Consider the following 18,508-nt stretch of genomic DNA (forward strand, 5'->3'; position numbering starts at 1 on the left):
GGCATGAGCGCCGCCACCACGGGCGGCAGCGCCGTCACCACGGCCGGCCGGCGTCGCGGAACGTCCCGGCTCGGCTGGAACCTGCTCGGTCTCCTCGTCTTCCTGGTCGCCGGCTTCCCGCTCTACTGGATGCTCAACACGGCCTTCAAGCCGGCGAAGGACGCCATCGACCCGGACCCGAGCCTGTTCCCGACCGGGTTCACGCTCGACAACTTCCGCCGGGCACTGGACATCGCGGACTTCTGGGGCCCGGTCGGCCGCAGCCTCATCGTGTCGCTCGCGGTCGTCGTGATCGGCATGATCGTCGGCGTGCTGGCCGCCCTCGCCATCTCCCGGTTCGCCTTCCGCGGCCGCAAGGTGGTCATCGTCGGCATCCTGGCGGTGCAGATGGTCCCGCTGGTCGCCATGATCATCCCGGTCTTCCTGCTGCTGAACGACCTGGAGCAGTACGACAAGCTCACGGGCCTGATCATCACGTACCTGACCTTCATCCTCCCCTTCACGGTGTGGACGCTGCGCGGCTTCATCGTCAACATCCCCAAGGAGCTGGAGGAGGCGGCGATGGTCGACGGGTGCAGCCGCACCAGCGCCTTCATCCGCGTGGTCTTCCCGCTGCTCGCCCCCGGCATGGTCGCCACCTCGGTCTACGCCTTCATCCAGGCCTGGAACGAGTACCTCTACGCCCTCATGCTGCTCAGCCAGAAGCACCAGACCGCGACCGTCTGGCTCGGCAACTTCACCACCAAGCACGGCACCGAATACGCCCCGATGATGGCGGGAGCCACGATGATGGCCGTGCCGATCGTCGTGCTGTTCCTCCTCGTCCAGCGCAAGATGGCCGCGGGGCTGACCGCGGGCGCAGTGAAGGGATAACGCCACCCGATGACGACATTCGCCAGCGGCACCGACACCCTCACACGGGACGCGCTGACCATCCTCCAGCCCGGGTTCACCGGGACCACCGCCCCCGACTGGGTGCTGCGCCGCCTCGGCGAGGGGCTCGCCTCGGTCGGCCTGTTCGGCCGCAACATCGCCACGCCCGAGCAAGTGGCCGCCCTGACCGCGCAGTTGCGGGCCGAACGGGACGACGTCCTGGTCGCCATCGACGAGGAGGGCGGGGACGTGACCCGCCTCGAGGTGCGGACCGGCTCCTCCTTCCCCGGCAACAACGCGCTGGGCGCGGTGGACGACGTGGAGCTCACCCGCGAGGTGGCCGCCGAGCTCGGCCGCCGCCTGGCCGCCTGCGGGGTGAACCTCAACTGGGCCCCGTCGGCCGACGTGAACTCCAACCCCGAGAACCCGGTGATCGGTGTCCGCTCCTTCGGCGCCGACACCGACCTGGTCGCCCGGCACACCGCCGCCTACGTCACCGGCCTGCAGTCCGCCGGCGTCGCCGCCTGCACCAAGCACTTCCCGGGCCACGGCGACACGGCCGTCGACTCCCACGACGCGCTGCCGCGGATCGACGTGGCAGCCTCGGTGCTCGACGCCCGCGACCTGACCCCCTTCCGCGCCGCCATCGCCGCGGGCAGCCGCGCCGTGATGAGCGCGCACATCCTCGTCCCCGCCCTGGACCCGGACCGCCCGGCGACGCTGTCGCCCCGCGCGCTCACCGGACTGCTCCGCGGCGAACTCGGCTACGACGGCCTCATCGTCACCGACGGCATGGAGATGAAGGCCATCGCGAGCACGTACGGCATCGAGCGGGGCAGCGTCCTCGCCGTGGCCGCCGGCGCCGACGCGATCTGCGTGGGCGGCGGCCTCTCCGACGAGGAGACGGTACGGCGCCTGCGCGACGCCCTCGTCTCGGCGGTGCGCGCCGGCGAACTCCCCGAGGAGCGCCTCGCGGACGCCGCCGCACGCGTACGGTCCCTGGCCCGCTGGACCGCGGAGGCGGCGAAGACCGACCCGGACCGCACCCCCGACGACGAGGTGGGCCTGCGCGCGGCCCGCCGCGCCGTGAAGGTGACCGCGGCCGGGCACTTCACCCCGCTCACCGAGCCGCCCTACGTCGCCGCCCTCACCCCCGCCGCCAACTTCGCGGTCGGCGACCAGACCCCCTGGGGCGTCGCGGCGGAACTCTTCCGCCTCCTCCCCGGCACCGAGACCGGCAGCTTCTCCGGCGAGGACGCGGGGAGCGCGGCCCTGGCCGCGGCCGGCTCCCGCCGCATCGTGGCCGTGGTCCGCGACGAGCACCGCCACCCCTGGATGGCGACCGCCCTCGACACCCTGCTGGCGGCCCGGCCCGACACCGTGGTGGTCGAGATGGGTCTCCCGCAGGCCGCTCCCCGGGGCGCCCTGCACATCGCCACCCACGGCGCCGCCCGCGTCTGCGGCCGGGCGGCGGCGGAGGTCATCGCGGGCATCGGCTGAATCGACCGCCTGGGCCGCTCGCCCGCGGGCGGCCGCGCGGAGGCAGTGCAGACGGAAGGCGCCGGACCCGGCGACGGGCCCGGCGCCTTCGCGCGTGCGGCGAGCGTGAGCGGCTCAGATCCCCTGCCACGCCGGCTTGTCGGCGAACGTGTGCCGGAAGTAGTCCGCCAGCTTCAGCTTGGACGCGGCCCCTTCGTCGACCACGACCGTCGCATGCGGGTGCAGCTGCAGCGCGGAGGCCGGGCACACCGCGGCCACCGGCCCCTCCACGGTCGCGGCGACCGCGTCCGCCTTGCCCTCACCCGTCGCCAGCAGCACCAGGTGCCGGGCCTCCAGGATCGTCCCGATGCCCTGCGTGATGACGTGATGCGGCACCTGCTCGATGTCGCCGCCGAAGAAGCGCGCGTTGTCGATCCGCGTCTGCTCGGTCAGCGTCTTGATCCGGGTCCGCGAGGCCAGCGACGAACACGGCTCGTTGAACCCGATGTGCCCGTCGGTCCCGATCCCGAGCAGCTGAAGATCCACCCCGCCGGCCCCGGCCAGCGCCTTGTCGTACGCCTCGCACGCCCCCTGCACGTCCGCGGCCGTCCCGTCGGGACCCATGAACGCGTCCATCCCGATCCCGAGCGGCTCCAGCACCTCGCGCCCGAGCACCGAACGGTAGGACTCAGGATGCTCGGCCGGCAGGCCCACGTACTCGTCGAGCTGGGCGATCCGCGCCCGCGAGACGTCCACGGCACCGGAGCTCACCTTGGCCGCCAGCGCCTCGTAGACGGGCAGCGGGGTGGAGCCCGTGGCCACTCCGAGCAGCGCGTCGGGCCTGCGGCTCAGGAGCTGCGCCATGGCCTCGGCGATGAGCTCGCCGCCCGACTTGGCGTCCGGAACGATGACAACTTCCACGCTGGGCCTGCCGATCTGAAGGGCTGTGTGGTTTAGACCAATCTAACAGAATCGGCCCCCTCGCCCCAGGGGTGGACAACCGCCGCTCCTTCCCCGCGGGCGGCCAGGAGGACATCGCCATTCCATGGGAAGGACAGGCATCATTCGCGCCGGGGGAGTGGAATGGGGCGCGGTGCCGCCGCGCCGTGGTACCCGCTCGGCAAGCCGCGAGATCCAGGAGGAACCCACCATGACCGCCACGACGCCGGCCCCGGCACCGGACCCCCGGCACGACGCCCCCGGCCGGATCATGGCCCGTGAGATGGCCGAGCAGCCCGCCGTGCTGCGCCGCCTTCTCGACGAGGGCGCCCCCGCAATCCGGGAGGTGGCCCGGGACATCGCCGCCCGCAAGCCCCGCTTCGTCCTGCTGACCGCCCGCGGCACCTCCGACAACGCCGCCCTCTACGCCAAGTACCTCCTGGAGATCCGCCTCGGCCTGCCCTGCGGTCTCTCGTCGATGTCCACCACCACGGCGTACGGCGCCCGCCCCGACCTCACCGACGTCCTGGTGATCACCGTCAGCCAGTCCGGCGGCTCCCCGGACCTGGTGGCCTCGACCCGCGCCGCCCGCGAGGCCGGAGCGATCACCCTCGCCGTGACCAACAACCCCGACTCACCGCTGGCCGGCGTCTCCGAGTACCACGTCGACATCATGGCCGGGCCGGAGAAGGCCCTCCCCGCGACCAAGACCTACACGGCCTCCCTCCTCGCCCTGTACCTCTTCGTCGAAGGGCTGCGCGGCGGCGACGGCGGTGCCGCGAAGGTGCTGCCGGGCCTCGCCGAGCAGCTGCTCGGCCGTCAGGACGAGGTCCGCGCCCTCGCCGCCCGCTACCGCTTCGCCGAACGCATGGTCATCACCTCCCGCGGCTACGGCTACCCCACGGCGAAGGAGGCCGCCCTCAAGCTCATGGAGACCAGCTACATCCCCGCCCTCTCCTACTCGGGCGCGGACCTCCTGCACGGCCCGCTCGCCATGGTCGACAACGTCTCACCGGTCATCGCGGTCGTCACCGACGGCAGGGGCGGCGAGGCCCTCCAGCCCGTCCTCGACCGGCTGCGCGGGCGCGGGGCCGACCTGTTCGTCGTCGGCCCCCGGAGCCAGGTCGAGCAGGCCTCCGCCGGCTTCGTCCTGCCCACCGAGGGCGTGGCCGAGGAGGTCCAGCCGATCCTGGAGATCATCCCGCTGCAACTCCTCGCCCACGAGATCACCATCGCCCGGGGCCAGGACCCGGACGCGCCGCGCGCACTGGCGAAGGTGACGGAGACGCACTGAACCATTTCTCTAGCACCCGCTATACAATTCGCCCCATGGTGGGCAGCGAGGAGACCAGGACGAAGGCCGGCGCAGCGTCCAGGCCGCGCGGCCGTCCCCGGTCCTTCGACCGCGGGACCGCGCTGGAGAAGGCGCTCATGGCCTTCTGGGAGCACGGGTACGAGGCGACCTCGGTCTCCGGCCTCACCCGCGTCATGGGCATCGGCGCACCGAGTCTGTACGCGGCCTTCGGCGACAAGCGGGCCCTGTTCGAGGAGGTCGTGACCTCGTACTGCGCGCGCTACGGCTCCTTCGCCCACCGGGCCCTCGCCGAGGAGCCCACCGCCCGCGCGGCCGTCGAGCGGATGCTGCGCGAGGCCGCCGCCCAGTACACGGCCCCCGGCCGTCCGCGCGGCTGCCTCGTCGTCCACGCCGCCACGAACTGCACGAGTCCCGAGGTCGAGGCGTCCCTGCGCGAGCGGCGCAACGCCGACATCGCCGCCTTCGAGAGTCGTACAAGGGCGGGCATCGCCGCGGGGGAGCTGCCGGCCGGCACGAACGCCGCCGCACTCGCCCGGCACACGGGCGCGGTCATGCAGGGCATGTCCCAGCAGGCACGCGACGGCGCGAGCCGCGCGGAACTCGAGGCGCTCGCCGAAATTGCCATGGCCATCTGGCCGCGCACATGAACCCACAAGGGTTAGGCTGCGTGCTGGATGCCAGGGCGTCCTGGTAGTCGCAGCGGCCGCAGAACGACAACAACAAACAGCCTTCAACGCATGGACACACAGAGTGGTCTAGTCCACAATTGCGTTGAAGCACTTGAGTCCAGCGTGCGAAGCAAGCGAGCTTCCGTCCTCCCCGCACAGGAGGACGGACGGAGGAACCGGAGCTCTCTGCCCTGACTGCCCCGGGTCCTCATCCTTCGGCCGACCGGGACCGCACACCCCACGGCCGATGTTGCTCCGGGCTGCGGTGCCGGGAGGGTTGAGGGTCCCTCCCAGGCGCCGCGGCCCGCGGGTGTCTTCGGGGGAGCGCATATTTCGGAGCCGTACAAACCGCCAGGTACGCTCGCACACGTGCCCTCCATGAACGAACTGGTCCGCCAGCACACCGCACTCGACGACTCCGACCTCGAGTGGCTCCATCTGCTGGTCTCGGAGTGGCAGCTGCTGTCCGACCTCTCCTTCGCCGACCTCGTCCTGTGGGTCCCCACCCGCGACGGCACCCGGTACGTCTCGGTCGCCCAGATGCGCCCCAACACCGGCCCCACCTCGTATCAGGACGACATGGTCGGCCACCTCGTCCCGCGCGGCCGCCGCCCCATGCTGGACGCGGCGCTCGACGAGGGCCGCATCGTGCGCGAGGGCGATCCGGAGTGGCGCGAGGAGGTCCCGGTCCGGGTCGAGTCGATCCCCGTACGACGGGAGGGCCGCGTCCTCGGCGTCATCGCGCGCAACACCAACCTGCTCACGGTGCGCACCCCGAGCCGCCTCGAACTGACCTATCTGCAGAGCGCCTCGGACCTGGCGCAGATGATCGCGGCCGGCTCCTTCCCGTTCCCCGACCAGCAGATGGACATGGACGCCGCGCCGCGCGTCGGTGACGGCCTGATCCGGCTCGACGCGGACGGCATCGTCCAGTACGCCTCCCCGAACGGGCTCTCCGCCTACCACCGCATGGGCCTCGCCTCCGACCTGGTCGGACAGCACCTCGGCAAGACCACCGCCGAACTCGCCCCGACCCGCGGCCCGGTGGACGAGGCGCTCGCCAAGGTGGCCAGCGGCTGGGCGCCGCGCGAGTTCGAGATCGAGGCGCACGACGGGGTCATCCAGTTCCGCGCGATCCCGCTCAAGCCCAAGGGCACGCGCATCGGTTCGCTGGTCCTGCTCCGCGACGTCACCGAACTGCGCCGCCGCGAGCGCGAGTTGATCACCAAGGACGCGACCATCCGGGAGATCCACCACCGGGTGAAGAACAACCTCCAGACGGTCGCCGCGCTGTTGCGTCTGCAGGCCCGGCGCATCGAGTCCGACCGCGGCCGGGAGGCTCTCGAAGAAGCGGTCCGCCGGGTCGGATCGATCGCGATCGTGCACGAGACGCTCTCCCAGAACCTGGACGAGCGCGTGGAGTTCGACGACATCGCCGACCGCGTCCTGGCGATGGTCGCCGAGATCTCCCCGGGCAAGGTCACCGGCCGGCGCAGCGGACGCTTCGGCATCCTGGACGCCGAGGTGGCCACCCCGCTGTCGATGGTCCTGACGGAGGTTCTGCAGAACGCCCTCGAACACGGCTTCCGCGAGGGGGACACCGGTACGGTCGAGGTCTCGGCGGTCCGCGGCGGCACCTCGAAGGAGGCCCGCCTCCTGGTCACCGTCCAGGACGACGGCGTCGGTCTCCCCGAGGGCTTCGACCCGCACACCTCGGGCAACCTGGGTCTGCAGATCGTACGGACCCTGGTGGAAGGGGAGTTGGGCGGCACGTTCGACATGGTCCCGGCGCCGGAGCGCGGCACCCGGGTGATCCTGGACGTGCCGGTGCAGGCGGACAAGTAGACCGCCGCGTACGGACGTTCCCGCCCCGGCGGTGCACAGCAAGAAGCCCCGGACCATGAGGTCCGGGGCTGAAATGCTCGTTGCCAGCTTGTGCTGCGCATCGGGGGTACTGCGCGCTGCGGCTCGGGGGCGGGAGATGCGTACTCGCTGTACGCGCCGCCAAGCTCAGGCTGTCGCGGGGCGGGTGTGTCAGGCAGAAGCCTGACGGGCCCGGTTGCGGGCGGCACGGCGCTTCATCGCGCGACGCTCGTCCTCGCTGAGACCACCCCAGACGCCGGAGTCCTGACCGGACTCGAGCGCCCACTGCAGACACTGATCCATAACGGGGCAGCGACGGCAGACGGCCTTGGCTTCCTCGATCTGCAGCAGCGCAGGACCGGTGTTGCCGATGGGGAAGAAGAGCTCGGGGTCTTCCTCGCGGCAAACGGCGTTGTGACGCCAGTCCATGGCTGCTACCTCTCCTTGGTATTACATGCGGGTTGCTTGTGAATGTGAACGCTTTCACGAATCCCTCAACAAGTGAAGGGCCTACCGCCGAGTCTCCCCGGTGTGGTCCTTTGATGTGAAGAGGGGTTCCGGTGGCCTGTGGACGCTGGTGTTGCGGGCTGTCCCGACCGCCACGTAGAGACTCGCAAACCTCAGCGGCGGATACAACCCCTTCCGGAAAGTTTTTTTTGATTCCTCGGTGTCGACTAGGTCACAGCCGTACTTCCATGGGGTGGATCCTGGCCTAAACGTTCGAGTGAAAGGACTTCAGCCCTTTCTGCTCACACAATCACACGCAGTGCACGGCGTACGCCTGTGAACGTCACGCTCGTACGCAGTCCCAGGTGGTCGCCGTCCATCTGAAGGGGTAGAGGCGCCTTCGAATGCAAGGTGAACTGGTCCAGGTCGTGCAGCGACACGGTGTGCTTTCCATGAGCGCCGCGTTCGGGGGACGAAGTGAGCAACTGGGTCGCATACCGGGCAACCGAGACGGTCGACATACGGTTGAGACCGAGTACGTCGAGCCCGGTGTCGAACGAAGCCTTAGGCGCCGCGTACACCGGACGATTGCCCAGATACGTCCAGGGCGAGGTGTTGCAGATTATGGAGAGCACCAGATCGTTCACCGGGTCCTGGCCCGGCCGCTCCAGCGTGATGGTGCCGTGCCGGCGGTGCGGTTCCTGAAGGAACTGCTGTACGACCTGGCGGAGGTAAAGGGCGTGCGTGGACTTCTTGCCCTGCTCCCGCTGCTGCTCGACCCGGCCGACCACGCCCGCGTCGAAGCCGAGCCCCGCGCAGAAGGTGAACCAGCGGGCCGGCACCGCCTCGTCCTCGGTGCCCGGGGTGCCCGCGGCGATGCCCATGCCGACGGTGCGTTCGCTGCCCTCCCGCAGTGCGTCCAGCAGTGCGCCGGTCGCGTCGACGGCGTCGTTGGGCAGGCCCAGGGCGCGGGCGAAGACATTGGTGGAGCCGCCGGGGACCACGGCGAGGCGGGGGAGGCGCTCCGGGTCGGGGCCGTTGTGGAGCAGGCCGTTGACCACCTCGTTCACCGTGCCGTCGCCGCCGAGGGCCACGACCAGGTCGATGTCGTCGCTCTCCGCCGCCTGCCGGCCGAGGTCGCGCGCGTGGCCGCGGTACTCCGTCATGACCACCTCGAGCTTCATCTCGCTCGCGAGCGCGTGGATCAGAACGTCGCGCCTACGTGCGCTTGTGGTGGTTGCAGCTGGATTGACCACGAGAAGTGCACGCATGAAGGGCAGCGTACCTACTGGGAAGTACCGGGCACAGGGCGAGGTAGGGATCAGGTAAGAGGTGAGGGCGTGAGGCTCACCACGGGGTGCCCGCTCAACCTCGCCCCGGGGGCCCGCGCCCCCGGGGCTACCCTTCTGAGGTGACCAGTGAGAAGACCCCCGCCACCGAGGAAGAGGCCGGTCCCCGCCCGCGCCGCCTGACGTATGCCGCGGCGCTCGCCGGGCTGGAGGGGTTCGCGCTGGTCGCGGGGGGCGTCTGGATGCTCGTCGAGGGACTGGCCGGCAACCCGGACGACCGTCGGTCCGCCGTCACCGGCGGCATCACGCTCGTCGTTCTCGCCCTGCTGCCGCTGCTGGCCGCCCGGGGACTGCTCGCCCGGCGCAGCTGGAGCCGCGGCCCCGCCGTCATCACCCAGATCATGGCGCTGCCGGTGGCCTACAACCTGCTGCAGGCCGACAGCGTGGCCATCCCGGCGGGCATCGCGATCGCGGTCGTCGCCGTCATCGCGCTCGTCCTGCTGATCAATCCCGCCACGACCCAGGCCCTCGGGATCCGGGGCCCGGGCCGCGCGCAGGACGGCAAGCGGTAGTCTCGCTTCTCGCCGGAGCTCTACTCCTCCACCAGAAGCTTCTCGCGCAGCTGGGCCAGGGTGCGGGCCAGCAGCCGGGAGACGTGCATCTGCGAGATGCCGACCTCCTGGGCGATCTGCGACTGGGTCATGTTGCCGAAGAAACGCAGCAGCAGGATGCGCTTCTCCCGGGGCGGAAGGTCTTCCAGGAGCGGCTTGAGCGACTCCCGGTACTCCACCCCCTCCAGGGCCTCGTCCTCGGCGCCGAGCGTGTCCGCGACCGCCGGTGACTCGTCGTCGGTGTCGGGGACGTCCAGCGACAGGGTGGAGTAGGCGTTGGCCGACTCCAGGCCCTCCAGGACCTCCTCCTCCGAGATCGCCAGCTTCTCGGCGAGCTCGTGGACCGTGGGGGAGCGGCCGTGCTGCTGGGAGAGCTCGGCGGTCGCCGTGGTGAGCGCGAGGCGCAGCTCCTGCAGGCGCCGCGGCACCCGCACCGCCCAGCCCTTGTCACGGAAGTGGCGCTTGATCTCGCCGACGACCGTCGGGGTCGCGTACGTGGAGAACTCCACGCCGCGCTCCGGGTCGAAGCGGTCGACCGACTTGATCAGACCGATGGTGGCGACCTGGGTGAGGTCGTCCAGCGGCTCGCCGCGGTTGCGGAAACGGCGCGCCAGGTGCTCGACGAGCGGCAGGTGCATGCGGACCAGCTTGTTGCGCAGCTCCGCGTACTCCGCGCTGCCGTCCTTCAGCATGCGCAGCTCGACGAACATCGCGCGGGCACCGCTGCGGTCCTGCGCGTCGTGCTGTGTGGCCTGCTGCACGCTCGGCTGGTCCTGGCCGTCGCCCTCGGCGTTTCGCTCGTGCTCGCTCATCGTCCCGCCCGTCGCCCTTCTCCGAGCCCTCGCCCCTGCTCGGACCGGGGTGACCCCGTGCTGCCCGGCCGGAGGCGTGCTCTGCACGGCACCTTCGCGTTCCCGCTGCGCGTCCTGCGGGAAGCCGGGTGCCGCGGAGTCTTCCTCCGGATGCGGCCGGGCCTGCTCGGGGATGCCGTCGATCCCGTCGGTGCCGCCGGCGGCGTCCCGCACGCGTCGGGACCCGCCTGTGCCCTCGGCCGGCAGCTCTCGTGTGCCGCGCTCTTCGTCACGCACCGGCCCGTCCCCTGTCCTCACGCCGGCCCGGGTCCCGCGCCGCGCTGTTTGTAGAGGCTGATCGAAACGGTTTTGTCCTCATCCACGGCCGAGGAGACCTTGCCCGCGAGCGCGGACAGGACGGTCCAGGCGAAGGTGTCCCGCGAGGGAGCATGGCCGTCCGTGGTCGGGGCCGAGACGGTGACCTCGAGCGAGTCGTCGACGAGCCGGAAGACGCAGCTGAGCACCGAGCCGGGCACGGCCTGCTGGAGCAGGATCGCGCAGGCCTCGTCCACCGCGATGCGAAGGTCCTCGATCTCGTCGAGGGTGAAGTCCAAGCGCGCCGCGAGACCGGCAGTCGCCGTACGCAGCACCGACAGGTAGGCACCCGCAGCCGGCAGCCGGACTTCCACGAAGTCCTGGGTCGCGGGCTCGCCTGCGATCTGGGACACCCTCACCTCCAAGGTGGTACAAGCTAATCGGGGCCGAGGGTCGCCCCCCGGGATAACGCGATGTGTGGTTCAGCGGTGACGCTATCGCGCTCTCAAGTTTCCTGTCCCCGGGACCCCAACCCCTTGCCGTCACTCACAGTAAAACTGTGGATACGCTCCGTGTCTAGAGGTCTGCGGCTCCAAATGGGAAGAACGCGCGCCGGGTTGACGTACCCAGACGTCAGACGGTCGAACCGTCCGGCTCGTGGGACGCGCCCCGGTCGTCCAGGGTCACACGAGAACGTGGTCCACGAAGCACCAACGCCAGTTCTCACCGGGCTCGAAGGTCTGCATGATCGGATGGCCCGTGTCCTTGTGGTGGATCGTTGCATGCCGGTTCGGTGAGGAATCGCAGCAGGCGACATGGCCGCAGGTGAGGCACAACCGCAGCTGGACCGGGTGGGTGCCGTCGCGCAGGCACTCCTCGCACGTCTCGCTGAGCGGACCGGGTCGCGGGTCGGGCAGCGCGTCGGCATGCGTGCACTGTTTCATGATTGCCAGATTACGACGGGTGTGCGGGGGACCGCGCGGAAAAACGAGGGCGGGCGAGGACGATGGACGTGATGCCACTGCTGTTGCTGGTGGCGGGCAGCACCGCGATCGCCGCGGTCGCCCGGCGCACCCCGGTGCCGGCCCCGCTGCTGCTCGTGGCGGTGGGGCTCGCCGTCTCCTACGTGCCAGGGGTGCCGGACTACACCCTGGACCCGGAGATCGTGCTGCCCCTGGTGCTGCCGCCGCTGCTGCACAAGGAGGCCGTCGAGAGCTCGTACCTAGATCTGCGGGCCACGGTGCGGCCGGTGGCGCTGCTGTCGGTGGGGTACGTGCTGTTCGCGACCTTCGTCGTGGGCTGGATCGCCTATCTCGTCGTCCCCGGACTGCCGCTGACCGCGGCGCTCGTGCTCGGCGCCGTGGTGGCGCCGACGGACGCGGTCGCGGCGGCGGCCGTCGCCCGCCGGGTGGGGCTGCCGTCCCGGATCACCACCATCCTCCAGGGCGAGTCGCTGCTGAACGACGCCACCGCGATCACCGCCTACCGGGTGGCCCTCGCGGCCGCCGTCGGCGAGGGTGCCTCCTGGATCGGCGGGATCGGCGAGTTCCTGCTGGCGGCGGTCGGCGGCGTCGTGGTCGGACTGGTGCTGATGGCGCCGATCCACTGGCTGCGCACCCACATCAAGGAAGCGCTGCTCCAGAACACCATGTCCCTGCTGATCCCGTTCGTCGCCTACGCCGTCGCCGAGCAGGTGCACGCCTCCGGTGTCCTCGCGGTCGTGGTCGTCGCCCTCTACATCGGACACCGCGCGTGGGAGGTCGACTTCGCCACCCGACTCCAGGAGGAGGCGGTGTGGAAGGTGGTCGCCTTCGTCCTGGAGTCCGCGGTCTTCGCGCTCATCGGCCTTCAGCTGCCGGTCGTCCTCAAGGGGCTCGGCGAGTACAAGGGCGTCGACGCCGTCTGGTACGCGCTGGTCGTCTTCCTCGTGGTCGTGGTGAGCCGGTTCGTCTGGGTGTATCCGGGCACCTTCGTCCCCCGCATGCTCTCCGCGCGGATCAGGGAACGCGAGGACAACCCCACCTGGAGAGGGCCTGTCGTCATGTCCTGGGCCGCCATGCGGGGCGTCGTCTCACTCGCCATCGCCTTCTCGATCCCGCTGACCGTGCACGGCGGCGGCCCCTTCCCGCAGCGCAACCTCATCCTCTTCCTGACCTTCACGACCGTGATCGGCACCCTGGTGGTGCAGGGGCTCACCCTGGCCCCGCTGATCCGCCTGCTGAAGTTCCCCGGCCGGGACGTGCAGGCCGAGACCCTCGCGGAGGCCAACGCCCAGGCCCAGGCCTCCCGCGTCGCCGAGCGGCGCCTGGACGAGCTCCTCGCGGACGAGCGCAACGCCATCCCGCCGCCGCTGGCCGACCGCCTGCGCCAGGTCCTGGAGCGCCGCCGCAACGCCGTCTGGGAACGCCTGGGGCAGACCAACCCGGTCACCGGTGAATCCGTCGACGACACCTACCGCCGGCTGTCCCGGGAGATGATCGGCGCCGAGCGCGCGATGTTCGTGAGACTGCGGGACGGCCGCTACATCGACGACGAGATGCTGCGGACGCTGCTGCGCCGGCTGGACCTGGAGGAGGCGGCGGCCTACCGGGAGACGGCGCAGGGCTGAGCCGTGTCGGCCTGCGGGGAGCGCGGACGGGCGGCGGCGGTCTACGGAAAGGGCCGCCCGGTGATCACGGCCGCCACCGCCGTCCCGCGAGGGAACGCGCCCTCTTCCGCGAGGGCGACAAGTCCGTACAGCAACTTGGCGACATAAAGACGTTCGACCGGGAGGCCGTGACGGTTCTCGAAGTCCTCGGCGAACGCGTCGAGCCCGGCGGAGGTGCGGGCGTAACCGCCGAAGTGGAAGCGGTCGTCGAGGGCCCACTCGCCGCGCCGGCCGCCGAACGCCCGCTGCTGGAGCTCTGCCGTGTCGGCGGCCAGGAAGCCGCCCTTGAGGACGGGTATGCCGAGCGCGCGCTGACCGGGGGCCAGCCCCGCGGCCAGCCCGGCCAGCGTGCCGCCGGTGCCGCAGGCCAGCGCGACGACGTCCGCGCGGCCGCGCAGCTCCTCGCCCAGGGCCCGGCAGCCCCGTACGGCTTCGGTGTTGCTGCCGCCCTCCGGGACGACGTAGGCGTCCTCGGCGCCGGCCGCGCGCAGCACGCGCGCGAGGACGTCCGGTTCGGTCTTGCGGCGGTACGTGGACCTGTCGACGAAGTGCAGCCGCATGCCGTCGGCCGCGCACCGGGCCAGGGACGGGTTGAGGGGGCGGCCGGCCAGCTCCTGGCCGCGGACCACGCCCACCGTGGGCAGCCCGAGCAGGCGGCCCGCGGCGGCCGCGGCGCGCAGGTGGTTGGAGTAGGCGCCGCCGAAGGTGAGAACCGTACGGCCGTGCGCGGCGGCCAGGTTGGGCGCGAGCTTGCGCCACTTGTTGCCGATCAGCTCCGGGTGGATGAGATCGTCGCGCTTGAGCAGCAGGCGCAGGCCGCGGCGGGCGAAGCGGTCGTCCTCGGCCTCCCGCAGAGGTGAGGGCAGCCGAGGACCCAGGGCGGCGAGGTCGGGGGCGTCGGGGCTGCTCACGGCAGCATTGTCACGCCCCGACCGGCGCCTTCGCACACCGCGCCCCGGCTACTTCAGCCGATCCCGCACCCGCTCGCGCAGCCAGGCCATCGTGAACCCGCGCGGATCCACCTTCCCCGGCTGCCACTCCAGATGGCCGATCACCGACCGTTCCGTCCACCCGTGGTGCCTGCACAGCGCCGCGGCCGCCTGCTCGATGGCCGTCAGCTGGGCCGCGGGCCAGGGGTCCTCGCCGTTGCCGAGGTTCTCGCACTCGAAGCCGTAGAAGTAGCGGTTGCCGTCGGTGTTCGCCTCGTTGTCCGGCGGGAGCGCCTTCTCGGCGATCACCGCGCGCAGCACGTCGTCGTCGCCGAGGCCGGCGTGGTTGGCGCGGCCGTAGCCGACCAGGTGGATTCTGCCGTCCTTGGTGATCACGCCGTGGCACAGCGGGCCGGGCAGGTCGGCGTAGCCGTCCCTGCACAGCTCGACGGTGCGGTCGCTGCCGCTCGTCACGGTGTGATGGATCATGACGCCGTGCACCGGGCCCCACGGGCCCCTCTCGTTGCGATTGTGATGCTCCCAGTCGCCGACCCCGACGACCGTGAGGCCCTCCGCCCGCAGGGCGGCCAGGAAACTTCCTGCGGACATGGGTGTGGCCATGACCGCCTCCTTCATGCTGTGCCGACGGCCGCCCGACGCGACCCTCCGTGCTCGGGGTTGTACCGACAGTGAGCACTCGGTCACACATCGTCGCGATCCGGAGGGGCCGGATCCGGCCACCTCGCGCATGCGGTCGTCGGACAGGAGCCCCATTTGTGCCCAGCCGCGCGAAGATCCAACCCCGCTCGATCGTGTAATGGCACCGGCACGCTCCGTGATGGAAGGCTGGTCCGTGCAAGTCGCGATGCACGGCGCCGTCCGCGTCGCCGCAAGACCGGGAGGGCAATTCTCATATGTCGGTAGGCGAAGAGGTCCGTTCGGAACAGGGCAAGCCGCAGCAGAGCCTCGGCACGGCCGCCGCACGGAACCTGGCCACCACCACCAAGTCCGCGCCCCAGATGCAGGAGATCAGCTCGCGCTGGCTGCTGCGGATGCTGCCGTGGGTCAACGTCCAGGGCGGTACGTACCGGGTCAACCGGCGACTGACCTACGCCGTGGGGGACGGCCGCATCACGTTCGTGAAGACCGGTGACCGCGTCGAGGTCATCCCGGCCGAACTCGGCGAACTCCCCGCACTGCGGTCGTACGAGGACGAGGAGGTGCTCGCCGAGCTGGCCCAGCGCTGCCGCCAGCAGGAGTTCGCGCCCGGTTCCGTGATCGCCTCGTTCGGGAGCCGGTCCGACGAGGTCCACCTGCTGGCGCACGGCAGGGTCGAGAAGATCGGCACGGGCCCCTACGGCGACGACGCGGTGCTCGGCGTGCTCGCCGACGGCTCCTACTTCGGCGACGCCTCGCTGCTCGACCCGGAAGCCATCTGGGAGTACACGGCCCGCGCGGACACCGCGTGCACGGTGCTGAGCCTGTCCCGTCAGGACCTCGAGCAGGTCGCGGAGCGCTCCGACTCCCTGCGCGAGCACCTCCAGGAGCTGCGCGCGATCCCCGAGCAGCGCACCAACAAGTACGGCGAGAAGGTCGTCGACCTCGCCGCGGGCCACAGCGGCGAGCCGGACATCCCGCACACCTTCGTCGACTACGAGGCGAGGCCCCGCGAGTACGAACTGAGCATCGCCCAGACCGTGCTGCGCATCCACTCACGCGTGGCCGACCTGTACAACCAGCCGATGAACCAGACCGAGCAGCAACTCCGGCTCACCGTGGAGGCGTTGAAGGAGCGCCAGGAGCACGAGCTGGTCAACAACCGCGAGTTCGGCATGCTGCACAACTGCGAATACGACCAGCGGCTCCAGCCGCACGACGGCGTGCCCAGCCCCGACGACCTGGACGAGCTGCTCAGCCGGCGCCGCGGCACCAAGATGCTGCTCGCCCACCCGCGCGCGATCTCCGCGATCGGCCGCGAGCTGAACAAGCGCGGACTCGTCCCCGAGACCCTGGAGGTGGCGGGCAACCGCATCCCGACGTGGCGCGGTGTGCCGATCTACCCGTGCAACAAGATCCCGGTCTCCGAGGCTCGTACGACCTCCATCATCGCCATGCGTACCGGCGAGGCCGAGCAGGGCGTCATCGGGCTCCAGCAGGCCGGTCTCCCGGACGAGATCGAGCCGAGCCTGTCCGTGCGCTTCATGGGTATCAATGAGCAGGCGATCATCAAGTACCTGGTGACGGCGTACTACTCGGCCGCGGTCCTGGTGCCGGACGCGCTCGGCGTCCTGGAGAACGTCGAGATCGGCCGCTGGAGGTGACGTTTCGGCACCTGGAGGCCGTGTCCGGGCCCACCGGCGTGGGTAGATCCCGGTCGTATGCGCCCAGCCGGAGCGGAACTGCCACCGTCCGCGAACTGACCGAGGGAGATCCCATGGCCGAGTTCCTCACGGAGGCGAAACAGCACGTCCCGGCCGCGCAGCCGCTCGACGGGCACGAGGCGGCCGTGATCCTTGAGCGCACCCGGGCGTCCGTCGACCCCGAACTGCGCGCCGCCATCGCCTCGTTGCCCGGCTCCATGCGCCGGATCGCGCTCTACCACTTCGGCTGGGAGCACGCGGACGGCACCCCGGCCGCGGGCAACGCGGGCAAGGCGATCCGCCCCGCGCTCGTCCTCACCGCGGCCGCCGCGCTCGGTGGGCCGGCGGCGCGCGAGGCTGCCGTCAGGGCGGCCGCGGCGGTGGAGCTGGTGCACAACTTCACGCTGCTGCACGACGACGTGATGGACCGGGACACCACCCGCCGCCACCGGCCCACCGCGTGGACGGTGTTCGGTGACGCCGACGCGATCCTCGCCGGGGACGCCCTGCAGGCCCTGGCCCTCGGGATGCTCGCCGAGGACCCGCACCCGGCGTCCTCTCCGGCCGCCGCCCGGATCGCGGCCTGCGTCGTCGAGCTGTGCGCGGGTCAGCACTCGGACACGGCGATGGAGCGGCGCGGCCCGGGCGAGGTCACCCTCGACGAGGTGCTCACCATGGCCGAGGCCAAGACGGGCGCGCTGATCGGATGCGCCTGCGCGCTGGGCGGGCTGTACGCGGGAGCGTCGCGTGAGGACGTCGAGGCGCTGGACGCGTTCGGCCGCCAGGCCGGTCTCGCCTTCCAGCTCATCGACGACGTCATCGGCATATGGGGCGATCCGCACCGCACCGGGAAACCCGCCGGCGCGGACCTGGCGGCCCGCAAGAAGTCCCTGCCGGTGGTCGCCGCGCTCACCTCGGGCACCCCGGCGGCCTCCGAACTGGCCGAGCTGTATGCGATGCCGTACGAGAAGGAGGACGAGGAGGAGATCGCGCGCACGGCGCTCGCCGTAGAGCAGGCCGGCGGACGTGACTGGGCGCAGATGCAGGCCGCCGACCGGATGGCCCGCGCGATGGGCGAGCTGTCCCGGGTGGTGGCCGACCCGGCGGAGGCGGGCGGGCTGCTCGCGCTGCTGGAGTTCGTGACACGGCGCAGCAGCTGACCGCGACACCCCGAACCCCGGAGCCCGCCGGGGCCGTGCGGCTCCTGACCCCGCACGGCCCCGTGGCTCCGGCCCGGCGGGTCCCGCACATCCCCACGGTGTGCGGGGCCCGCCCCTTCGGCTTGCCGGCCGCACGGTCCCGTATAGGCTCAACAGCCGTACGGCCAAGGTCGGTTGAGGTGGAGGGACGGGGCATGGGCGTGGCGATCCGCACGGCGGACGAGGGGGACCGGGAGCTGGTCGTGCGGCTGCTGGACGAGGCGTTCCAGGACGATCCGGTCAGCGGCTGGGTCTTTCCCGGGGACGAGTACCGCCGTACGACGCACCACCGGCTGATGGCCGCGTTCACCGCGATCGTGCTGGAGGAGGGCCGGATCGACGTCACCGAGGACGGCAGCGCGTGCGCGCTGTGGCTGTCCGTGCCCGCCGAGGAGCACGGTGGCGAGGACGACGGGTTCGCACAGCTCCGGGAAGCCGTCGACCCCGGGAACGAGCGCATCGAGCTGATAGGGCGGCTGACGGCGGAGGCCCACCCGGCCGGGCGCGCCCACGAGTACCTGTGGATGATCGGCGTGACGCCGGAACGGCAGGGCGAGGGACTGGGCACGAAGCTCGTCCGGCACGTCCTCGACCGCTGCGACCGCGAGGGCCTGCCCGCCTATCTGGAGGCCAGCAACGCCCGCAGCCGGGCACTGTACGAGCGCCTCGGCTTCGATCTCGCCGACCGCCCCCTCGACCTCCCCGACGGCCCGCAGATGTGGCCGATGTGGCGCGACCCGCGCGGCTGACCAGGGTCGGCGCACCCTCGGCGACGGCGTGCTC

The 18,508-nt window shown here is 71.3% G+C and carries 18 protein-coding genes; 10 read left to right on the plus strand and 8 right to left on the minus strand.

The genetic code is table 11. From position 1 onward, the window contains the following. Positions 1 to 3: 3 nt before the first annotated feature. Positions 4 to 873 carry a carbohydrate ABC transporter permease gene (locus ACIBN2_RS16215; RefSeq protein WP_399135002.1) on the plus strand — a complete coding sequence of 290 codons (870 nt, stop codon included), beginning with the start codon at positions 4 to 6 and terminating at the stop codon, positions 871 to 873. Positions 874 to 882: 9 nt separating this feature from the next. After that, complete coding sequence (locus ACIBN2_RS16220) at positions 883 to 2,373, plus strand: glycoside hydrolase family 3 protein (RefSeq protein ID WP_399135003.1); 1,491 nt, start codon at positions 883 to 885, stop codon at positions 2,371 to 2,373. 114 nt (positions 2,374 to 2,487) lie between these two features. Here ACIBN2_RS16220 and nagB read toward each other — a convergent pair whose 3' ends face one another. Further along, positions 2,488 to 3,273 carry a glucosamine-6-phosphate deaminase gene (gene nagB, locus ACIBN2_RS16225; protein WP_399135004.1) on the minus strand — a complete coding sequence of 262 codons (786 nt, stop codon included), beginning with the start codon at positions 3,271 to 3,273 and terminating at the stop codon, positions 2,488 to 2,490. 229 nt (positions 3,274 to 3,502) lie between these two features. On the opposite strand from nagB, the gene ACIBN2_RS16230 reads away from it, so the two are divergent. The 3 genes from ACIBN2_RS16230 (at position 3,503) to ACIBN2_RS16240 (ending at position 7,119) form a co-directional block, all read left to right on the plus strand. Then, complete coding sequence (locus ACIBN2_RS16230; protein WP_399135005.1) at positions 3,503 to 4,585, plus strand: SIS domain-containing protein; 1,083 nt, start codon at positions 3,503 to 3,505, stop codon at positions 4,583 to 4,585. A 35-nt stretch (positions 4,586 to 4,620) separates the two neighbouring features. Then, positions 4,621 to 5,253 carry a TetR/AcrR family transcriptional regulator gene (locus ACIBN2_RS16235; RefSeq protein WP_399135006.1) on the plus strand — a complete coding sequence of 211 codons (633 nt, stop codon included), beginning with the start codon at positions 4,621 to 4,623 and terminating at the stop codon, positions 5,251 to 5,253. A gap of 390 nt (positions 5,254 to 5,643) precedes the next feature. Next, the gene (locus ACIBN2_RS16240; protein WP_399135007.1) at positions 5,644 to 7,119 is read left to right on the plus strand and encodes a sensor histidine kinase; all 1,476 of its coding nucleotides are present in this window, start codon (positions 5,644 to 5,646) and stop codon (positions 7,117 to 7,119) included. A 189-nt stretch (positions 7,120 to 7,308) separates the two neighbouring features. Here ACIBN2_RS16240 and ACIBN2_RS16245 read toward each other — a convergent pair whose 3' ends face one another. Next, a complete protein-coding gene (locus ACIBN2_RS16245) occupies positions 7,309 to 7,566 on the minus strand; it encodes a WhiB family transcriptional regulator (protein ID WP_006142322.1) in 258 nt (85 codons plus the stop codon). Between the two features lie 320 nt (positions 7,567 to 7,886). Then, the gene (locus tag ACIBN2_RS16250; protein WP_399135008.1) at positions 7,887 to 8,855 is read right to left on the minus strand and encodes a diacylglycerol/lipid kinase family protein; all 969 of its coding nucleotides are present in this window, start codon (positions 8,853 to 8,855) and stop codon (positions 7,887 to 7,889) included. 140 nt (positions 8,856 to 8,995) lie between these two features. Between ACIBN2_RS16250 and ACIBN2_RS16255 the strand changes: the two genes are divergently transcribed. Then, positions 8,996 to 9,445, plus strand: a complete 450-nt coding sequence (locus tag ACIBN2_RS16255) for a hypothetical protein (protein WP_399135010.1) — start codon at positions 8,996 to 8,998, stop codon at positions 9,443 to 9,445. A 20-nt stretch (positions 9,446 to 9,465) separates the two neighbouring features. On the opposite strand, the gene ACIBN2_RS16260 is transcribed toward ACIBN2_RS16255, so the two are convergent. The 3 genes from ACIBN2_RS16260 to ACIBN2_RS16270 all read right to left on the minus strand — a co-directional run bounded on the left by ACIBN2_RS16260 (position 9,466) and on the right by ACIBN2_RS16270 (position 11,534). Continuing rightward, positions 9,466 to 10,593, minus strand: coding sequence for an RNA polymerase sigma factor SigF (locus ACIBN2_RS16260; RefSeq protein ID WP_399135011.1), 1,128 nt, complete (start codon positions 10,591 to 10,593; stop codon positions 9,466 to 9,468). After that, positions 10,590 to 11,003: an anti-sigma regulatory factor gene (locus tag ACIBN2_RS16265; RefSeq protein WP_004925829.1), complete on the minus strand. Its 414-nt coding sequence runs from the start codon at positions 11,001 to 11,003 to the stop codon at positions 10,590 to 10,592. The genes ACIBN2_RS16260 and ACIBN2_RS16265 overlap by 4 nt, the downstream gene beginning before the upstream one ends. Positions 11,004 to 11,273: 270 nt before the next feature. Beyond that, on the minus strand, positions 11,274 to 11,534 hold the full coding sequence (locus tag ACIBN2_RS16270) for a UBP-type zinc finger domain-containing protein (protein ID WP_399135012.1): 261 nt from the start codon (positions 11,532 to 11,534) through the stop codon (positions 11,274 to 11,276). A gap of 62 nt (positions 11,535 to 11,596) precedes the next feature. Here ACIBN2_RS16270 and ACIBN2_RS16275 point away from each other — a divergent pair, with 62 nt between their 5' ends. Continuing rightward, the gene (locus tag ACIBN2_RS16275) at positions 11,597 to 13,198 is read left to right on the plus strand and encodes a Na+/H+ antiporter (RefSeq protein ID WP_399135013.1); all 1,602 of its coding nucleotides are present in this window, start codon (positions 11,597 to 11,599) and stop codon (positions 13,196 to 13,198) included. 41 nt (positions 13,199 to 13,239) lie between these two features. Here the strand turns inward: ACIBN2_RS16275 and ACIBN2_RS16280 are convergent, their stop codons facing one another. Together ACIBN2_RS16280 and ACIBN2_RS16285 are read right to left on the minus strand one after the other, a co-directional pair. Beyond that, positions 13,240 to 14,148, minus strand: coding sequence for a 1-aminocyclopropane-1-carboxylate deaminase/D-cysteine desulfhydrase (locus ACIBN2_RS16280; RefSeq protein WP_399135014.1), 909 nt, complete (start codon positions 14,146 to 14,148; stop codon positions 13,240 to 13,242). Between the two features lie 48 nt (positions 14,149 to 14,196). After that, complete coding sequence (locus ACIBN2_RS16285; RefSeq protein WP_399135015.1) at positions 14,197 to 14,787, minus strand: N-acetylmuramoyl-L-alanine amidase; 591 nt, start codon at positions 14,785 to 14,787, stop codon at positions 14,197 to 14,199. A 293-nt stretch (positions 14,788 to 15,080) separates the two neighbouring features. Between ACIBN2_RS16285 and ACIBN2_RS16290 the strand changes: the two genes are divergently transcribed. The 3 genes from ACIBN2_RS16290 to ACIBN2_RS16300 all read left to right on the plus strand — a co-directional run bounded on the left by ACIBN2_RS16290 (position 15,081) and on the right by ACIBN2_RS16300 (position 18,474). Further along, positions 15,081 to 16,487, plus strand: a complete 1,407-nt coding sequence (locus ACIBN2_RS16290) for a family 2B encapsulin nanocompartment shell protein (protein ID WP_399135016.1) — start codon at positions 15,081 to 15,083, stop codon at positions 16,485 to 16,487. 113 nt (positions 16,488 to 16,600) lie between these two features. Continuing rightward, positions 16,601 to 17,686 (plus strand): family 2 encapsulin nanocompartment cargo protein polyprenyl transferase, encoded by a 1,086-nt coding sequence (locus ACIBN2_RS16295; protein ID WP_399135017.1) that lies wholly within the window; start codon positions 16,601 to 16,603, stop codon positions 17,684 to 17,686. A gap of 194 nt (positions 17,687 to 17,880) precedes the next feature. Next, a complete protein-coding gene (locus tag ACIBN2_RS16300) occupies positions 17,881 to 18,474 on the plus strand; it encodes a GNAT family N-acetyltransferase (protein WP_399135018.1) in 594 nt (197 codons plus the stop codon). Positions 18,475 to 18,508 lie beyond the last annotated feature (34 nt).

It is taken from the genome of Streptomyces sp. NPDC050534 (assembly GCF_044457745.1).
Classification (GTDB): Bacteria; Actinomycetota; Actinomycetes; order Streptomycetales; family Streptomycetaceae; genus Streptomyces.